General features: G+C 37.4%; 18 protein-coding genes. 4 read left to right on the forward strand and 14 right to left on the reverse strand.

The window, feature by feature from the left end; translation table 11 throughout:
- Positions 1-212: 212 nt before the first annotated feature.
- The 6 genes from IEW45_RS08285 to IEW45_RS08310 form a co-directional block, all read right to left on the reverse strand.
- The gene (locus IEW45_RS08285; protein WP_188620777.1) at positions 213-1097 is read right to left on the reverse strand and encodes a DUF3078 domain-containing protein; all 885 of its coding nucleotides are present in this window, start codon (positions 1095-1097) and stop codon (positions 213-215) included.
- A 65-nt stretch (positions 1098-1162) separates the two neighbouring features.
- Complete coding sequence (locus IEW45_RS08290; RefSeq protein ID WP_188620778.1) at positions 1163-1678, reverse strand: DUF2480 family protein; 516 nt, start codon at positions 1676-1678, stop codon at positions 1163-1165.
- A gap of 118 nt (positions 1679-1796) precedes the next feature.
- Complete coding sequence (locus IEW45_RS08295; protein ID WP_188620779.1) at positions 1797-2120, reverse strand: SUF system Fe-S cluster assembly protein; 324 nt, start codon at positions 2118-2120, stop codon at positions 1797-1799.
- A gap of 5 nt (positions 2121-2125) precedes the next feature.
- The gene (locus tag IEW45_RS08300; protein WP_188620780.1) at positions 2126-2545 is read right to left on the reverse strand and encodes a SufE family protein; all 420 of its coding nucleotides are present in this window, start codon (positions 2543-2545) and stop codon (positions 2126-2128) included.
- Between the two features lie 6 nt (positions 2546-2551).
- Positions 2552-2995, reverse strand: a complete 444-nt coding sequence (locus IEW45_RS08305; protein ID WP_188620781.1) for a hypothetical protein — start codon at positions 2993-2995, stop codon at positions 2552-2554.
- 58 nt (positions 2996-3053) lie between these two features.
- Complete coding sequence (locus tag IEW45_RS08310; RefSeq protein WP_188621135.1) at positions 3054-4268, reverse strand: aminotransferase class V-fold PLP-dependent enzyme; 1215 nt, start codon at positions 4266-4268, stop codon at positions 3054-3056.
- A gap of 220 nt (positions 4269-4488) precedes the next feature.
- Between IEW45_RS08310 and IEW45_RS08315 the strand changes: the two genes are divergently transcribed.
- The 4 genes from IEW45_RS08315 to IEW45_RS08330 are packed head-to-tail and all read left to right on the forward strand — an operon-like array spanning position 4489 to position 8257.
- Positions 4489-5382 (forward strand): heme/hemin ABC transporter substrate-binding protein, encoded by an 894-nt coding sequence (locus tag IEW45_RS08315; protein ID WP_188620782.1) that lies wholly within the window; start codon positions 4489-4491, stop codon positions 5380-5382.
- A complete protein-coding gene (locus IEW45_RS08320) occupies positions 5372-6406 on the forward strand; it encodes a FecCD family ABC transporter permease (RefSeq protein WP_188620783.1) in 1035 nt (344 codons plus the stop codon). The genes IEW45_RS08315 and IEW45_RS08320 overlap by 11 nt, the downstream gene beginning before the upstream one ends.
- A gap of 7 nt (positions 6407-6413) precedes the next feature.
- Positions 6414-7190: a heme ABC transporter ATP-binding protein gene (locus tag IEW45_RS08325; RefSeq protein WP_188620784.1), complete on the forward strand. Its 777-nt coding sequence runs from the start codon at positions 6414-6416 to the stop codon at positions 7188-7190.
- Positions 7191-7219: 29 nt separating this feature from the next.
- The gene (locus IEW45_RS08330) at positions 7220-8257 is read left to right on the forward strand and encodes a hemin-degrading factor (RefSeq protein WP_188620785.1); all 1038 of its coding nucleotides are present in this window, start codon (positions 7220-7222) and stop codon (positions 8255-8257) included.
- Positions 8258-9047: 790 nt separating this feature from the next.
- Here the strand turns inward: IEW45_RS08330 and IEW45_RS08335 are convergent.
- The 8 genes from IEW45_RS08335 to IEW45_RS08370 all read right to left on the reverse strand — a co-directional run bounded on the left by IEW45_RS08335 (position 9048) and on the right by IEW45_RS08370 (position 18338).
- On the reverse strand, positions 9048-10262 hold the full coding sequence (locus tag IEW45_RS08335) for a hypothetical protein (protein WP_188620786.1): 1215 nt from the start codon (positions 10260-10262) through the stop codon (positions 9048-9050).
- A 104-nt stretch (positions 10263-10366) separates the two neighbouring features.
- Positions 10367-11443: an HmuY family protein gene (locus tag IEW45_RS08340; protein ID WP_188620787.1), complete on the reverse strand. Its 1077-nt coding sequence runs from the start codon at positions 11441-11443 to the stop codon at positions 10367-10369.
- Positions 11444-11446: 3 nt separating this feature from the next.
- Positions 11447-13603 carry a TonB-dependent receptor plug domain-containing protein gene (locus IEW45_RS08345; RefSeq protein WP_229665925.1) on the reverse strand — a complete coding sequence of 719 codons (2157 nt, stop codon included), beginning with the start codon at positions 13601-13603 and terminating at the stop codon, positions 11447-11449.
- Between the two features lie 171 nt (positions 13604-13774).
- Positions 13775-15094 (reverse strand): Fe-S cluster assembly protein SufD, encoded by a 1320-nt coding sequence (sufD, locus tag IEW45_RS08350; protein ID WP_188620789.1) that lies wholly within the window; start codon positions 15092-15094, stop codon positions 13775-13777.
- Positions 15095-15151: 57 nt separating this feature from the next.
- On the reverse strand, positions 15152-15514 hold the full coding sequence (locus IEW45_RS08355; protein ID WP_188621136.1) for a four helix bundle protein: 363 nt from the start codon (positions 15512-15514) through the stop codon (positions 15152-15154).
- A gap of 49 nt (positions 15515-15563) precedes the next feature.
- Positions 15564-16310 (reverse strand): Fe-S cluster assembly ATPase SufC, encoded by a 747-nt coding sequence (gene sufC / locus IEW45_RS08360; protein ID WP_188620790.1) that lies wholly within the window; start codon positions 16308-16310, stop codon positions 15564-15566.
- A 123-nt stretch (positions 16311-16433) separates the two neighbouring features.
- Positions 16434-17882 (reverse strand): Fe-S cluster assembly protein SufB, encoded by a 1449-nt coding sequence (sufB, locus tag IEW45_RS08365; protein ID WP_188620791.1) that lies wholly within the window; start codon positions 17880-17882, stop codon positions 16434-16436.
- A 126-nt stretch (positions 17883-18008) separates the two neighbouring features.
- On the reverse strand, positions 18009-18338 hold the full coding sequence (locus tag IEW45_RS08370) for a HesB/IscA family protein (protein ID WP_188620792.1): 330 nt from the start codon (positions 18336-18338) through the stop codon (positions 18009-18011).
- Between the last annotated feature and the right edge of the window lie 76 nt (positions 18339-18414).

An 18414-nucleotide genomic window follows, 5' to 3' on the forward strand; every position in this document is an offset into this window, starting at 1 on the left:
CGGTGAGGGTTACGGTGAGAAGGAACCGGCTGTGGATTGTGCGCCGAATTGTACTGAAGAGCAACATGCGCAAAACAGAAGATCGGAGTTTATTATTGTAAAGCAGTAATGAAACATAGCTTTAAAGTATAAAGCATATAAAAAAGTCCCGCTCAGTGAGCGGGATTTTTTTATACATGATATTTATATTTATTCTCTTATAAAGCTATCTCTTAAAAACCATAGTTAGCAGCTACACCAAATACCTGACGTATCTGGAAGCCTTGGTAAGCATTATCATCATATATAGTTTGGAAAGACAGGTTTGTGGTTAAATAACGATTGATTTTCATTACTATGTTTAGCTGATAATCAATATCTACATTTTGAGGATCTTCTAAGTAGTTAGAATAAAGGTTTAAAATATTCTCAAAGGAAACATTTGCAATAACATCCAGCTTATAGTATGCTGATGCATTAAAACCAAGCTCATATCGCATTGACTCCCCTTCTTTAACCCCGAAATAGGCTTCATCAGGTAATGTAAATGATTTATCTACTAAAGTAATTTTTGAAGTAGCGGGAGAAAGGTTGAATTTTAAATTCTCATCTTTTTTATACAGCATACCGGGACCTACTAATATATAACCCGGAGAAAGGAAATTTGTATATTCTTCACGAACTTCCGCACCGTTTTCGTCCTTGTCGTAATTATATCCTTTCGTAAACTGCGTTTTAAAATTAAGAAATGCCGAATAAGACCAACGCTCGGTAGCTTTTTTGCCCACTACAGAGTTTATCTCTAACCTGTCGTCGGTTTTCTTTGCAAAAGAGCTTGTACGCGTTTTTACAATACCGTAGGACGCGATAAACTTGTTATCCCATGTCCAGTCTCCTTTCGCATAATTAATGTCGTAATTAAGTCCTGCGCTGCCCGAAATGTTATTTTCACCACCGGCAAGCCAGTTATCGAATGTAGATTGATTGAACAGGAAAGAAGCATTTCCTTTTTTCTTCCAGGGACCAATAGTATCATTATCCGCTTTTGCTTCATTATCCTGTGCATTAGCTGTCAGGATAGTTAAGCTTGAAAATAATAGTAAGAATTTGTTTTTCATATTTTTACTGTTTGCTGCAAATATAGCTATTTAACCGATTTTGCAACGAAACAGTTATGAAAGACCTAACGCTTCTTTTTATACAACGGTACAGATGAACATGCTTCGCCGAACATTAAACTTTTAGCAACAGGCATTAGTTTATTTACCGCCATTACATACGCCTGCTCAGGTACAGGTTTACGCGAACAGCCTTTTACAATAACAGGCTTATCAGCATACTGTGTATAATCCAGTTTTTGCAGCGTTTGTTGGTAAAGCTGAATATCAATATCATTAATAGTTCCTTGTACTATTAATTTCGCATAGGGCTGTAAGTAAATTGTAACTAACATATATGCCCATGCCGGCACTATGGCATCGGTACTGCAATGCAGTGCTACAAATTTATCTTGATATTGTTCCCAGTTATAGTCTTTTAAGGCTTGGCGAAAGTCTTTTTCGCGCAGTACAAAACCTTCTAAAAGCCATTGTGATATATCTAATGCTACGCGTTCCCCTTCTTGGTAATAATCTTCTAAATCAAATACCTGAAGTACGCTGTTAGCGACTCTGTTTACTATTTCTTTTTCCTGCTCCATAAACTTTCTTCTTTCTTTAATTAAGAATTAAACAAAATTACTACATTTTTCAATGACAGCTAAATAAAAACCTCTTGCTTTCACAAGAGGTTTTCTATTCTTTATCTGCTGAAAATGATTATAACATTCCCAGTTCCAGTTTTGCTTCTTCACTCATTAAGTCGCGTGTCCAAGGCGGATCGAAAGTAATTTCAACCTCAGCATCTTTTACACCTTCTATATTTTTAACCTTATCCTGTACTTCCTGTGGTAAACTTTCGGCAACAGGGCAGTTTGGCGATGTAAGTGTCATTAATATTTTTACCTCATTATCGGTATTTACCATTACATCGTAAATTAATCCCAGTTCGTAAATATCAACGGGAATTTCCGGGTCATATATTGTTTTAAGCACTTTTACAATTTCTTCTCCCAGTTTTGCTGTATCTATTTGAGCATCCATAATATTTAGTTTTTTGCCTGGAATGCCAGGGCATACATTTTAATCTGTTTTACCATAGAAACCAACCCGTTTGCCCTAGTAGGCGAAAGGTGTTCTTTTAAACCTATTTCATCTATAAAAGCAGTATCTGCCTGTAGTATCGCTTCTGGGCTTTGGTTAGAAAATACCCTTATAAGTATGGCAATAATACCTTTGGTTAAAATAGCGTCGCTATCTGCCGTAAAAACTACTTTGCCGTCCTTTTCCTCACCGTGCAGCCAAACCTTGCTCTGGCAGCCTTTAATAATGTTCTCGTCGGTTTTATACTGTTCATCAACAAGTGGTAACGTTTTACCTAAGTCTATTACATATTGGTAACGCTCATCCCACTCTTCAAACATTGCAAATTCATCTACTATTTCTTCCTGTATTGCTTTTATTTCCATGTATACTTATTTCTCTTTCAATGCCGAAACTTCCAATATTTTTTCAACCAGTGGTTGTAATGCCTCCGGTGGGTTACCATGGTCAAAAGTATGACTATGGTATGTTCTGTCTTTAGTAATTACTTTTAATCCCGCAGCCAAAGCAGCATCAACTTGGTGTTTAGTGCTTGGCGGCGCTATTGTATTCAGTTTTTTATAATCTATTTTGCTGAGCATTTTTAGTATGCTGTTCCAATCCTTTTTGGGTAGTACAGTAGTAATTGCTTTGTTAACATTGTTTTCGTTTAGGGTAATTACCGTATCCTGTTTTACAATTACTTTTTTATACGTACCACGCGTAACAGCTTCATACTCCAGTGCAACATCGGCACTTTGCTTTTTTAACGCTGTAGAAGCACAGCCTGTAGCGAATAATACAACAACAGCCAATAAAGGCAAAAATTTCTTCATAGTTATACAGCTTACTGCATTTATAGTTTTATATAAAAGTACAATTTTTGACCGACTCCTAGCTTAACATTCGCTTAGCTTTAACAACTGCCTCCACAAGTGCATTAATCTCTTCTTTAGTGTTATAGAAAGAGAATGAAGCTCTTACCGTACCCGGAACATCAAAAAAGTCCATTACGGGTTGTGTACAGTGGTGACCAGTACGTACGGCTATACCCATCTTGTCTACAATCGCTCCAATGTCATATGGGTGTATCCCTTCGATATTAAATGATATTACTGATGTTTTATGTTGAGCTGTACCGAAGATTTTTAAACCTTCTATTTCCTGTAATTTTTGCGTACCGTATTCCAGCAGTTCCTGCTCATACGCCTGTATGTTATCCAGCCCTATGCTGTTCAGGTAATCTATAGCGGTGCCCATTACAATACCTCCTTCAATATTGGGTGTTCCTGCTTCAAATTTATGAGGCAGTTCGGCGTAAGTGGTTTTTTCGAAGGTAACTTCTTTAATCATCTCGCCACCACCTTGGTAGGGTGGTAATTTATTTAACCACTCTTCTTTACCGTATAGTATTCCGCTACCTGTAGGACCACATGCCTTATGCCCCGAAAACGTATAAAAATCACAGTCTAACTCCTGCATATCTATATGCAGGTGTGGTGCCGATTGCGCTCCGTCAATGATAACAGCTGCTCCTACACTGTGTGCTTTATCAATAATATGTTTTACAGGGTTTATAGTCCCCAGTGAATTCGATATGTGGTTTACCGCTATTATTTTAACTTTATTAGATAGTAGTTTTTCAAACTCCTCCATAATCAGTTCTCCCTTTTCATTCATAGGGATAACCAGTAACTCCGCCCCTACTCTTTCGCAAAGCATTTGCCACGGCACTATGTTGCTGTGGTGTTCCATTGCCGAAATCATAACCGCATCGCCCTCTTTCACAAATTGTGAAAATCCGCTTGCTACAAGGTTTATACCATAAGTAGTACCTGTAGTAAACAGTACTTCGTGGCTATGCTTGGCATTAATATGCTTTTGTATTTTTTTTCTGGAAATTTCGTAAGCATCAGTAGCTAACTGGCTAAGCGTGTGTACCCCTCTGTGAATGTTAGCGTTTATAGTTTCGTAATAATCAGCAATAGCATCAATAACCACCTGTGGTTTTTGCGATGTTGCTGCATTATCAAAATATACTAACGGTTTTCCGTTTACTTTTTGGTGAAGTATCGGGAAATCGGCTCTTACTTTATTTATATCAAGCATTGCTCTTATCTCTGTATTATTAATTCCTTTACAGGGCAAAACATACCCTCATCTGCATTTTAAGTTGCAAAGTTAAGGCATGTTTTTGTAATAACCTTTTTTTGAGTGGGTTTTAGGGCTAAAACAAAACCCAATTTTAGCATCTTATTTTTTCTCATTCTAAATAAAATCAATAGATTTGCATCAATTTAGATTTATTAAAAATAACAAATCGCTACCAATGAATCATATAGCCAAATTTTCCCTGATTGCCTTTTTAGCTTTCGCAATTATTTCTTGTAAGAAAGAACAAAAAACAACCGAAGAAGAAGCTGCTACTGCAACTGATTCTGTTGCACAAACCGAATCTCCTAAAATTGTTACCCTTAGCGGTGCCATTACCGAAATAGTAAGCGCACTTGGGCACGAAAGTGATATAGTGGGGGTAGATGTAACCAGTACTTACCCGGAAGGCATTAAAGAGTCGGCGCAGGATTTAGGGCATTCCAGCAAAATATCAATAGAGGCTGTAATGGCACTACAACCAACCCTAATACTGGGCAGTAACGAAGATATTAGCCCTGAACTAAAAGAAAAAATAGAGCTTTCGGGTACTAAAGCACACTTTTTTGACCAAGAGTACACACCGGAAGGAACTAAAACACTTATAGGGCAGATTGCTACTGTTTTACAGAGTGACAACGCACAAAAACTACAGGATAAAATTGATGCTGACTTAGCAAAAGTTAAGGAGCTTGATAAAACACAAAAGGTGCTGTTTATATATGCCCGTGGCGCAGGAATGATGATGGTAGGCGGAATAAATACGCCTGTTAACGAAGTGATTACGCTGGCAGGTGCTGAAAATGCAGTAGAAGACATAGACGGTTACAAACCACTAACACCAGAAGCACTTATAAAAGCAAACCCTGATGTTATCCTGATGTTCCACTCAGGTTTAGCAAGCCTTAACGGCGAAGAGGGTGTATTAAAAATACAAGGCATAGAAAAAACCAATGCCGGAAAAAACAAAAACATTATCGCTATGGATGGCGCACTGCTTGCAGGTTTTGGGCCACGCCTTGGTGAAGCAACCCTTCAACTGAATAAAAAGTTGAGAGCGAATGCAAAATAAACTTTCAATATACATGCTTACAAGTGTTTTACTGCTGATAGGTTTAGCGGCAATATCACTGTACGTTGGTGTGTATGCTTTTGAAAAGTATTCTTTTACCGAATTAGTAAGAGGTTTATTCAGTAATGACGGTACTATTACCGAAAGCGACCGCTTTGTACTGCTTGGGCTACGCTTACCGCGTATTGCTATGGCAATACTTATTGGTAGCGCACTGGCAGTATCGGGTACGTGCTTGCAGGGTATGTTTAAAAACCCACTTGCCACTCCTGACTTGATTGGTATTACATCAGGGGCATTAATGTTCGCTGCTATTACTATAGTATTGGGTAGTTCAATAAAACCTTATATCCCGCAATTATTACACTTTTCATTGCTTAGTATTATGTCTTTTATCGGGGCATTACTCACTATGATAATGGTGTACCGCATTTCTACCAATAAGGGTAAAACCAATGTAATAATCATGTTACTTTCGGGGGTTGCCATTACAGCTATGGGGTTTGCAGTAACCGGCTTTTTAACTTACATATCAGATGATGACCAACTGCGCGATTTAGCCTTTTGGAACTTAGGTAGCCTTAGCGATGCTTCGTGGACTAAAAACGCAATACTGGCTGTAATTATAACAATATCGTATTTCTTCCTTATCAACAAAGGGAAGGCATTAAATGCCATGATGTTGGGTGAGAAAGATGCCGAGCATTTGGGCATACCTGTAGAGCGCATTAAAAAGCAAATTGTACTGTTTACCGCACTTATGGTAGGTGCATCGGTAGCCTTTGCAGGAAATATAGGTTTTGTAGGGCTTATAGTGCCGTATATACTGCGGTTGATATTCAAATCGAATTACAACATTATTCTGCCACTTTCAGCAGTGCTGGGTAGTGTTTTGTTACTCTCTGCCGATACCATAAGCCGTACTATAGCACCACCTACCGAAGTGCCTATTGGTATACTTACCGCGTTTATGGGTGCACCCATATTCATCATTATACTTATAAAGAATAAAAAATCAATGTAGTACGACCATGCTGGAAGCCCACAAAATATCATACGCACAACGAAAGTTTACCATACTGGAAAACATCAACTTTTCGGTAGACTATGGCGAACTTTTGGTTATTGTAGGTCCTAACGGGGCGGGTAAATCTACCCTTTTAAACCTGTTGGCTAACGAGGTGAAACATAAGGATGAAAGCGTACTGTTTAAAAACAAAACCTTTGAGCAATGGGACGAAAAAGAACTGGCGCACCATAAAGCCAAATTCTCCCAAAGCAACAACCAGGATATACCCCTATTGGTGAAAGATGTAGTTATAATGGGGCGTTACCCTTACTTTAATTCTACCCCGCACAAGGAAGATATGGATGCTGTACAAAAAGCCATGGAAGAAACTGATGTGGCACCATTGGCACAGCGTAATTACAACTCACTATCGGGTGGAGAAAAGCAAAGGGTTCACTTAGCACGTGTACTGGCGCAATTAGATAATAATGTAGCGCACAGGCTAGTATTTCTTGATGAACCGCTTAACAACCTTGATGTGTTACATCAGCACCGCATACTGCACACCATAAAAAACTTTACAGGTCGTGGTAATACCGCTATAATGGTATTGCACGACCTTAACCTTGCGGCACAATTTGCCGATAAGGTTTTATTGCTTAAAAACGGAGAAATTGTAAGCCATGGCATACCGGATGAAGTATTTACCCGCGAAACCATAAGCAAGGCGTACAACTTCCCGTGTATAATTTGCCCTAACCCGGTAAACCAAAACCCATTAATAATTTTCGGAACATAAATAATAATCATAGCATAATACTTAATAATATGGATACCACAACAAATAGCCTTAAAGCACAGTGGGGTGAGCTAAAAGCTGAAAACCCGCATTTACGTATACGTAACGCCGCCGAGCAACTTGGCGTTAGCGAAGCTGAACTTTTAGCAACTCAGATGGGGGATACTGTTACCCGTTTAAACCCTGATTTTGCAAACATACTTACCGATGTAAAAGAACTTGGTAAAGTAATGGCACTTACACGCAACGAAGAGTGCGTGCACGAACGTAAAGGAATTTACCTTAACCCTGACTTTAGCAGTAAATTTGCAGGGCTTTTTGTTGGTGAGGACATTGATTTAAGAATATTTTTAATGCATTGGGATAAAGCTTTTGCCGTTGAAGAAAAAACAGAGCGTGGCGACAGAAAAAGCCTTCAGTTCTTCGGGAAAGATGGTTTAGCTATTCACAAAATATACCTGACACCGGACAGTAACGAAGCGGAATTTGAAAAACTGGTAGCAAAATACAAATCAGATAACCAAAGCACTGCTGAAACTACTGTAGAAGTTCCGTTTAACGTAGAAGAAAAGCCGGATGAAGATATTGATGTGGCAGGTTTCCGTGATGCATGGGTAAACCTTAAAGATACACACGATTTCTTTGCTATGCTTAAGAAATTTGGTGTTACCCGTACGCAGGCATTACGCTTAGCTCCTGAGGGCGAATATGCACAAAAAATAGACAAAGAAGGCATTGTAAAAATGCTGGAAGGTGCTGCCGAAAGAAAACTGCCTATTATGGTGTTTACAGGTAACAGAGGTAACATACAAATACACACAGGACCGGTGCGTAAAACCATGTGGCACAATGAGTGGTATAATGTTATGGATCCTGACTTTAACATGCACCTGAACATGGATAAAATAGCCCAAACATGGATAGTACGTAAGCCAACCGAAGACGGTACGGTTACCGCTATTGAAGTGTTTAACGAAATGGGAGAAATTATAGTTCAATTCTTCGGGAAAAGAAAACCGGGCATACCGGAACTTGAAGAATGGAGAGAGCTTGTTGCTTCATTATAAATTGTGTTATATACTTATTAAAAAGCCGCTCCTATTACAGAAGTGGCTTTTTAATAAGTATATATTAATATTGCTTAAAAAAGTTATTAACACAATCTACCATTCTATCTGTATATTTTGGTGATTCTTGGTGTTTTTTGACATATTTAAGCTAAGAAAAAATGAGTTATCAACATTCAATAGATTAAAAGCAAATGTAGTAGAAAATTTTACTTGCAAAATAGTATATTTGTATTCATCCATTTTAGAGAATACGATTTACTATTAATTTCTGCTCGGATAGTAAATTAAAAATATGGGCAGAAAACCCGAAACAGGGAAGTCTTGTCGGGATGACAAGACTCTCGTAGACAGGGCATTCGCAGTATTGAAAACGTGTTATTATTCTCTGCGAATTGCTGATTTTTTCGATTTCTTCGATTAATCAAATCCGCCAAGACCTTTGCAGAGGTTGCGGCGGTTTCCTTTTTACATTAGCATATATCTTTCGTATATACGTTTTGTATATATTAATAGATACAAAAGTAATAATAAATGTTATAACATTTGCAACACTTGTTGCATTTGTTGCAACAAAATTATATGCAACTACAACTTTTATATTATTTATTACAATAAAAATCGCTCCTATTATAAGATTATAGAAGCAGCATTTTTTATACTTTAATTTTTCAACCATTTCGTCATTGTGAGCGTAGAGAGACTTAACATGGTAATCTTAATATAAGATTGCTTCGTCGTGCCTCCTCGCAATGACAAGGTGGGTTTGTATGAGCGTAAGAGTAATCTTCTACTTAAAATACTTAAATGTCTTTCCGTTATAATAGCCTATGCCATTGTTAGTAGTTAGGAAAAAGAATTTATCAGGTGCAGTAAACCTAAACTTCTTTACATTCATACCTGAGCCTACTGCATTGGGTTGCCCCGACCATGATATTTCCGGCTTTGCAATAAATTCTTTAGCAAAAGAGCCATCAGTATTTTCGGTAATTTTAAAAAACCCAAGATCACTATAATAGTAAGCGTGCCTGTCAAAAGTATTATAGGTTACAGAACCTACATATTCAGCGACCACCATTTCATTAGATATTTCCTCATGTTCCAAAATATCATTTAAAAAGGTTATTTTATAAAAATCTTTATAAGCGGTAGGGCTTACTTTTATAATACCTGTACCCATTATAAAAAAGTTAATTGAACTTTGGCTAATATACAGTGTTCCGTTCCTGTTTCCTGTTATTCCTTTAGGATGACCTGCCGTTATATTTGTAGGAAATTTATATAATGTATCTTTTTCTATAATTTTTACCTCTTCAGGAAATTCGGTTACTAGTTCATTAAAATCATAACTTAATAAATAGTTTGTGCGTACCTTTTCAGTACCTCTATACTTCTCAATATACATTGAAAACAAACTGTTTGGCGCTATAAACTTTCTTAGTTTTAAATCGAAAAAAACCAACGCTCCCCCCGATTCCCCATTGTCAAAACCTAACCATAATCGGCTTTTTTCATCTAAATAGCATGCTTTAGGTTTGTTTACAATATCATCCTTGCCATCTTCGTTATACGACCATATACTATAACCATCGTCTTTATTTGGCAAATAGTAATCTCCATAAATTAATATTCCTGTCGAAGTATATACTATAGGATTATTGGCTTCATCAAAAAACAAATTATATACTTTACCTTTGCTACGACTTAATGGTTGTTTAACTCCCGTTACATAATTATACAGCTCATTATTTTTAATATAGCAAAGCTCATTTTTTCGGTTTTGCGCTATTGTTTGTACATTTTTATGGTATTGTATAGGTTTAGGGCTAATAGTGTCCCAAACGGTAAGTGTGTCCGTTACGGTAAGTCCATACAGCCTTGAACCCTGCATATAAAAATCGGCATAAGCTGTTAATTTCGTTTTTTCGTTAGTTGACAAAGCTGTTTGTGCCAATGTGCAGGGAATAACACAAATGGTATATAGTATTACTACAAGTTGTTTCATAATTAGTTAGGTGGGTGTTATACCAAATATAGCAATAAAAAAACCCGACCACTAAAAGCAGCCGGGAATAACTAAAAAACAAAACTTACTAATTTATATAAAGCCTATAACAGCTCGTACTGGAATACAGGGAAGCCTCTTACGCCATCGGTATCCAGCATTGATATAAAACGTATTTTATACATATTTCCGGCTCCATCTTTAAGCAGGAAGAAAACATTATCAAATACTTCAACAGGTATTACACTTCTCCAGTTTGCGCCAATAGCTCTTTGGTCTGCACTTAGTTCATAGTTACCGGATGTATATGTTTCCATTGTAAATCCATTATAAGCGGCAGTATCACCAGCTACAGCTACAGCCGTTACACCCGCTTTGGTATTGGTTACAATAAAATCAGAGTAAAAATATGCCCCGGCTGATGCGCCTCCGTTATCAAAAACCTCATTAGTGAAAGTGGTAAAGTTCATATCCCACTCTGTTTTGGCAGGTTCTACCATTACAACATCATTAGCTGTAAAACTAAAGAAAGTATGGTTATACTGCGGATTTTTAGTAATCACTATTTCCTGATAGCTTGTAACGCTTAATTTAGCATATTGAAGCGTGTACCCGCCTGAATCGTTTTTAAATACTTTTACTTTTCTCCAACCCCTCGGGTCGCCCGCTGCATTTACAGAACCTGCTTCAGGAGCAGCTGTTGGTACACTATAACCTAAGTTTACTAAATATACTTTAGCCTCTGCTTCGCTCTCGGCAATAGTACCAAATGCTGTATCATCTAACGACCCGTTTGGGTTATCAACATAATTTAAATTTTCTGCTTGAAAAGTACCTACTGCAACGGAAGCATCTTCTTCCTGCGGAAGTGTAATATCGGTAGTTTCCAATTGTTTTGCAGCCATAGCAAGCGAACCGTTTATTACAACTTTGAAATCATCTCCCGAATAGAAACCTAAATCCCAGCCTCCGCGAAAAACTTCATGTGTTGATTCGCCACTAAGGTCTACATATACTTGATTCTGTTCGTTAGGACCACCTATATTAAGCGGGTTTTCGGCAGTACCAAAAACAGTTCCTTCAGAAGGTGCTTCAATAGGTGCTATGTTTGCATTACTGTCATCATCAGAGCAGCTAACCATTGCAAGCATTGCTAATGAGAATAAAAATATCTTTTTCATGGTTTAATTAAAGTTTAAATTATAGGTTAATTTCATAAAGTATGAGCGACCGTAGCCCATTAATATATTAGTTGTTCCCGCTGAGTGTGCATCTCCGCCTGTAGCTTGGCTGGAACGAATACTAACTACATCAAGCAGGTTTCTTGCTCCCACAGTTAGACTTAATTTATTCTTGAAAAAATCTTTGCGTACAGAGGCATCCATAAGACCGAATGATTCTACTTCCGATAGTACAAATTCCGGATTGTCTAATGTATTTTCCTGTATATATTGTTTTACCTTACCGTTATGTTTGTAGTATACTGAAAACAGCGTGTTCCATTTTGGTACGTTGTAAGCAACGTTTGCATTAAATTGGTAGTTTACCAGAAAATCATCATCAGATTGCGCTAAACCACTATCTATAGCCCTTGAAATACCCATAACCGAAACTCCTGCTTTTGCTTTTAAGTTTTTATACATTACATCGTGAGTTGTGGTCACTGTCCATCGTTTATAGGAGTTTATATTTATATATCGAGTTGTTAACTGGGGGTTAAAGGCAACTATAACATCTTCTATTCGGTCATCAACCGTGTTATAGTTAGCTCCAAGAGTATTTTTCATGTGCAAGCCCGACTCAAAATAGGTAAACTTTTTAATGCTCCCTTCTACAGAGTGTCCGCTTTCCGGAGTTAAATCAGGATTACCTTGTACGTTATGGTTAACATCTACAAAATAGGTATACAGCTCATCATAATTTGGTGTGCGGTACGACCTGCCATAACTTAGTCTTGCCTCAAAGCCGTTGCTTAATATTTGACGTAACCCCATAGAGGCTGCCCACTGGTCTTCGAATTTTGACTGGAAAGAATAACGGAACCCCGGACGTACCGAAAATTTATCGGTTACCTTTATTTCAGCTGCTGTAAAGAAGTCATAGTTTTCTAATCGTTTCTTTAAGTTAACTGCTTCCTGGTCTTCACCATTAAAATTACCTGAAAGTGAAGAACTGTACCCATTTGTATTAACAAACTCGTACCCTAACTGAAGGTCTGCTTTACCTGTTTTAAAGAAGTTGCTTAATGTACCTGTTGAGTATAATACTTCGGTTTCCTGATAGGGTTCTTTTTCATTACCTCGCTCGGCATCTAATTGTATGTAGTACCTGAAATCTTCTACATCACGCTGTTGTTTTTGGTAGGAAACAGATGCGTTATAATCCAGCCCCAGCAGCTTACCCACAGCATTTAAATGATTATACAGTTTATTGGTAAAATAACGACGATCATTAGAGTAACGCAACTCTCTGCCATCGGTTTGTCTTTCGTTATTTACAATTCTGTTGTAACTATCTATTTTTTCATCAAAATAATCGAACTTATAAAAAATTCTGGTATTGTTTTTTTGGTAACGTACTAAAGCATTACCAAAGTATTGTTCTTTAGGCTGCCAGCTATAGCCCCGTAATTGGCCCGGATCATTTGGATTGTTGGTAAATTCTTTACCGCCAAACTCACCTTTATAACCCTCAAAATCGTTACGGTTGCCCCCTACTGCTACAAACCAGTTTTTGTTTATACTGTGCGCTATTCTAAGCGATTGTATATGCCTCCCTTCATCATATAGCGGGGCATATTCATCACCCACACTTTCTTCCTGTACTGTAGCAGTTATTTCCCACTTATTTCGGGTAGATTTTTTAGTGATTATATTAATTATACCGCTCACGGCATTTGCGCCATGTGTAACGCCCATAGAGCCTTCTATAATCTCTATTTGTTGTATATCGTCAAGGTTTATTTGGGTAAGGTCTATATTATTCCCTAAACCGGTATCGCTTACTAAAGGAACATTGTCTACAAGTATTTTAAGATACTGCCCGTCCAGCCCGAACATTGATACTGTAGAACGCCCTTCTCCACTACTTGGCTGTACTGTTATATTAAGATATTGGTTTAGTACATCGGCCATGTTATTAGCAGCCTGCCTTTTTATATCTTCTTCGGTAATAACCTGTACATTAAATACTGATTTTTTTATGGATTGCGGCTCTATTTGCCCGGTAACCACCAGTTCATCCATTTCTGTAAAAATAGTGTCATGTTGGGTTTCCTGTGCTTTTACACCCGTATATAAAAGTATGAATGCGGGCAAAATAGCCCTGATAGAAATTCGCATTATTAATCTTAGATTAAATATGGGTGCAAATCTACGTGTAGGGGTTTATATATGCAAATTATTTTTATTAATTCTAAATAAAAGGAATGTGTTTTGTAAAATTAATCGACTTACAAAAACAAAAAAGCCGACTTTAAAGTCGGCTTTTTAATAGTTTTATTGTATTTGGACTTACAGGTTAAAACCTATATTAACTCCCAGTTTACTTGCTATAAGTTTTGTAATACGGTGCTTTAGCTGTGGTATTTTAATGCTGTCTATTACTTCATCACTAAAGGCATACATTAATAATGCTTTTGCCTCTTTTTTAGGTATACCACGCGACTGCATGTAGAACATGGCACTTTCGTCCAACTGCCCTATTGTACACCCGTGCGAACACTTAACATCATCTGCAAAAATTTCCAACTGTGGCTTAGCATTTATAGTTGCTTTATCGCTTAACAGTATATTGTTATTCTGCTGGAAAGCATCTGTTTTTTGTGCTTCTTTCTCTACGTATATTTTACCATTAAATACCCCTGTAGACTTTTCATTATAAATACCCTTATAATTTTGGTGACTGGTACAGTTAGGTTCTATGTGTCTTACTTGTGTATAGTGATCTACGTGCTGCTTATCGGTAATAATAGTAATACCTTTAAGAATACTTTCTATATGCTCTCCGTTTTGAGAGAAGTTAAGGTTATTACGGGTAATATTTCCGCCGAAAGAGAATGTATGTACTGATGCTATACTGTCTTTTTCCTGCTTGATGTAGGTATTATCTATCAGGTTGGCAGTAGGTACATCATTCTGAATTTTATAATAGTCTGCCATAGCCCTTTCGTGTGCGTATATCTCGGTTACCGAGTTGGTAAGCACAGGATTACTATTAAGGCTCTGGTGACGCTCTATTATTTGTACCTGAGCATTTCTGCCGACTATTACCAAGTTACGCGGCTGCACCATAAGTGCTGCTTCGTTACCTGTAGAAAGGTACATTATTTCAATAGGCTTATCGGCTACTTTGTTGTTTGGTATGTTTATAAAAGCACCTTCTACAGCAAATGCAGTGTTAAGCGATGTAAGGCTTTCCTCTGTATTAGCTATTTTATTAAAATAGGTGTCAATTATTTCTTTATACTTTGGTTTTGTAAGTGCCGATGACATAAGGCATACGTCCACCCCATCGTGCGTGGTAGAAGACAGGTATGAACTGAATACACCATCAATAAAAACCAGTTTGTAAGTATCTATATCATGAAGGAAATATTTCTTTACATCTGCATAATGCAGTGCACTGTCTGATTTAGGGAATACGCTAAAATCATTTTTAAGCACACTGTTAAGCGATGTATATTTCCACGCCTCCTCTTTTTTGGTAGGGAAGCCTTTATTTTCAAAGTTTTTTATTGACTCTGTGCGCATATTATGTAAATCAGAATCTACATTGTCTACACGCTCCTCAAAAGCCATAAAAGAAGATAATAGTTTTTCTTTTAAATCCATTTTTGGTCAAAAGTTTTTAAAGTCATAAAGTCTTAAAGAAAGAAAAACTCTATAAACTTATTTACTAAGGTACTTAATGAATCCACTAAGCAACTTTGATATTTCAGTAATCTCTGTTATCAACTCATCAAATACCTCTGTAGAGATATAATTTAAGTCTAATGCTAAATAAAGCTGCGAACGTAGTTCTGCTGCCGAACCTTTAGCTATATATAAAAAATGTATAAATTCTTTGTCTGTGTTTCGCTCAAAACCTTCTGCTATATTAGAAGATATAGAAACAGAACACCTTCTCATCTGTCTAGCCAAATCAAAGTCTTTATTAAAAGAAACTGCATCTGTAATCAGGTATATTTTCTTATTCAGAATTCTTGCTTTTTGCCAAGAATTAATTTCCTCAAAAGAATTAAACTTACCTATGTATCAGCTTACCTCTTTTAGACTTTATGACATTCGACTTTAGACTGATTTAATTTTGAGCCTTAACCCAATCGTAACCTTTTTCTTCCAGCTCGTAAGCCAGTTCTTTACCGCCCGATTTTACAATTTTACCATTGTAAAGCACGTGTACAAAATCAGGAACAATATAGTCTAAAAGCCTTTGGTAGTGTGTAATTACAATTACAGCATTATCCTTACTGCGTAGTTTGTTTACACCATTAGCCACAATACGTAAAGCATCAATATCCAGCCCTGAATCGGTTTCATCCAATATTGCCAGTTTAGGCTCAAGCATTGCCATCTGGAAAATTTCATTACGTTTTTTCTCACCTCCCGAGAAACCTTCGTTTAACGAACGCGAAAGAAACTTACGATCTATTTCCAGTAATTCACTTTTTTCGCGAATTAGTTTCAGCATTTCATTAGCCGGCATCTCTTCCAGTCCTTTTGCTTTACGGCTTTCATTAATAGCCGTTTTCATAAAGTTGGTTACCGACACTCCCGGAATCTCTACAGGATACTGGAAAGAAAGAAAAATACCTTTATGCGCTCTTTCTTCAGGAGCTAATTCGCTTATATCTTCACCTTCAAGCGCTATTAAACCATCCGTCATTTCATATTCTTCCTTACCTGCAATAACCGATGAAAGGGTACTTTTACCCGAACCGTTAGGCCCCATTATTGCGTGTACCTCTCCCGGTTTAACTTCAAGGTTAATACCCTTTAGTATTTCTTTATCTTCAACACTTGCGTGTAAATCTTTTATTGTTAACATTGTTTTTTCAAAGTTTCGGATTTAAAGTTTCGAGTTAATCATCCTCTAAACCCTTTATTTTACTGTTTTTAACTTACTAATTCCATTAGGTTCAACTCAAAACTCAGAACCTGTAACCGTTTATTAACCTACTGAGCCTTCAAGGCTTATTTCTAAAAGCTTTTGTGCTTCTACAGCAAACTCCATAGGTAGTTTGTTAAGAACCTCTTTACTAAAGCCGTTTACAATAAGTGCAATAGCCTTTTCTGTAGGTATACCTCTCTGGTTACAATAGAATACTTGGTCTTCTCCAATTTTACTGGTAGTAGCCTCGTGTTCTATTTTTGCTGATGCATTTTTAGATTCTATATACGGGAAGGTATGCGCACCACACTCGTTACCCATTAATAATGAGTCACATTGTGAAAAGTTACGGGCATTTTCCGCACGGCTGTTAACCTGTACTAACCCTCTGTAACTGTTTTGCGATTTACCTGCCGAAATACCTTTTGATATAATAGTACTCTTGGTATTTTTACCTAAGTGAATCATTTTAGTACCGGTATCTGCCTGCTGGAAGTTATTGGTAACTGCAATAGAGTAAAATTCCCCTACTGAGTTATCACCTTTAAGCACACAGCTTGGGTATTTCCATGTAACTGCCGAACCTGTTTCTACCTGCGTCCAAGATATTTTTGCATTCTTTTCGCAAAGTCCGCGCTTGGTTACAAAGTTATATACACCACCTTTCCCCTCTTTATTACCGGGGAACCAGTTTTGTACGGTACTGTATTTTATTTCAGCATCATCAAGTGCAATAAGTTCTACCACCGCAGCGTGCAATTGGTTTTCGTCACGGCTTGGTGCTGTACACCCTTCAAGGTAACTTACATAACTTCCTTCATCAGCCACTACAAGCGTACGCTCAAACTGACCTGTTCCTGCCTGGTTAATTCGGAAGTAAGTACTTAGCTCCATTGGGCAACGTACTCCTTTCGGGATATAACAGAAAGAACCATCTGAAAATACTGCTGAGTTTAATGCTGCATAAAAGTTATCCTTCTGCGGCACAACTGTACCTAAGTATTTCTTTACCAGTTCAGGGTGTTCTTTAATCGCTTCGGAAATAGAGCAGAATATAATGCCTTTCTCGGCAAGTGTCTTTTTAAATGTAGTGGTTACCGAAACAGAGTCCATTACAATATCAACCGCTACACCTGCAAGCCTTTTTTGCTCATCAACAGAAATACCCAGTTTTTTAAAGGTATCCAGTAACTCCGGGTCTACCTCATCAAGACTGTCATATTTCGGTTTTTTCATTGGTGCAGAGTAATATGATATAGCCTGAAAGTCAGGTTTTTCATAATGCACATTTGCCCACTCCGGCTCGGCCATTTCTTTCCAAGCCCTAAAAGCTTCCAGTCTCCATTCAGTCATCCATTCCGGCTCTTCTTTCTTTGCAGAAAGCGCACGGATGATGTCCTCATTAAGTCCGTTAGGAAATGTATCCGATTCTATATCTGTATAAAAGCCGTACTCATATTCTTTATTCTCGAGTTCAACTTTTAATTCTTCTTCTGTGTATTTACTCATACCTTTTTATTTATTCAGGTTTCAGGTTCAGAGTTTCGGGTCCATAATCATCCCCAAAACCAACTGTATCTATAAACATCTACGGGAAACAGGCAACTCGAAACGTTAAACCCGAAACTAAAATTTTTAAAGTGAAAAACTCTCACCGCAACCGCACGTTCTTTGTGCGTTAGGGTTATTGAATACAAAGCCTTTACCATTAAGTCCGCCCGAGTACTCCAATGTTGTACCTGCCAGGTAAAGGAAACTTTTTTTATCTACGGCTATTTTTATACCATTGTCTTCAAAAACCTTATCGTTCTCTCCAAGCTCATTATCAAACTTCAACTCGTATGATAGGCCTGAACATCCGCCACTCTTTACACCTACTCGTATAAAACCGGTAGTTGTATCAAAGCCATCATCTTCCATAAGCATGATAGCTCTCTTTTTTGCTGTATCAGATACTTTTATCATAGCTCAACCTAAAATTAATCTCTATTTAGTGCAAAGATACCCACAATTTTACACTTTCCAACCAAAGGTATCTTTT

This window comes from Flavobacterium suaedae, from assembly GCF_014642915.1.
Lineage (GTDB): Bacteria > Bacteroidota > Bacteroidia > Flavobacteriales > Flavobacteriaceae > Flavobacterium > Flavobacterium suaedae.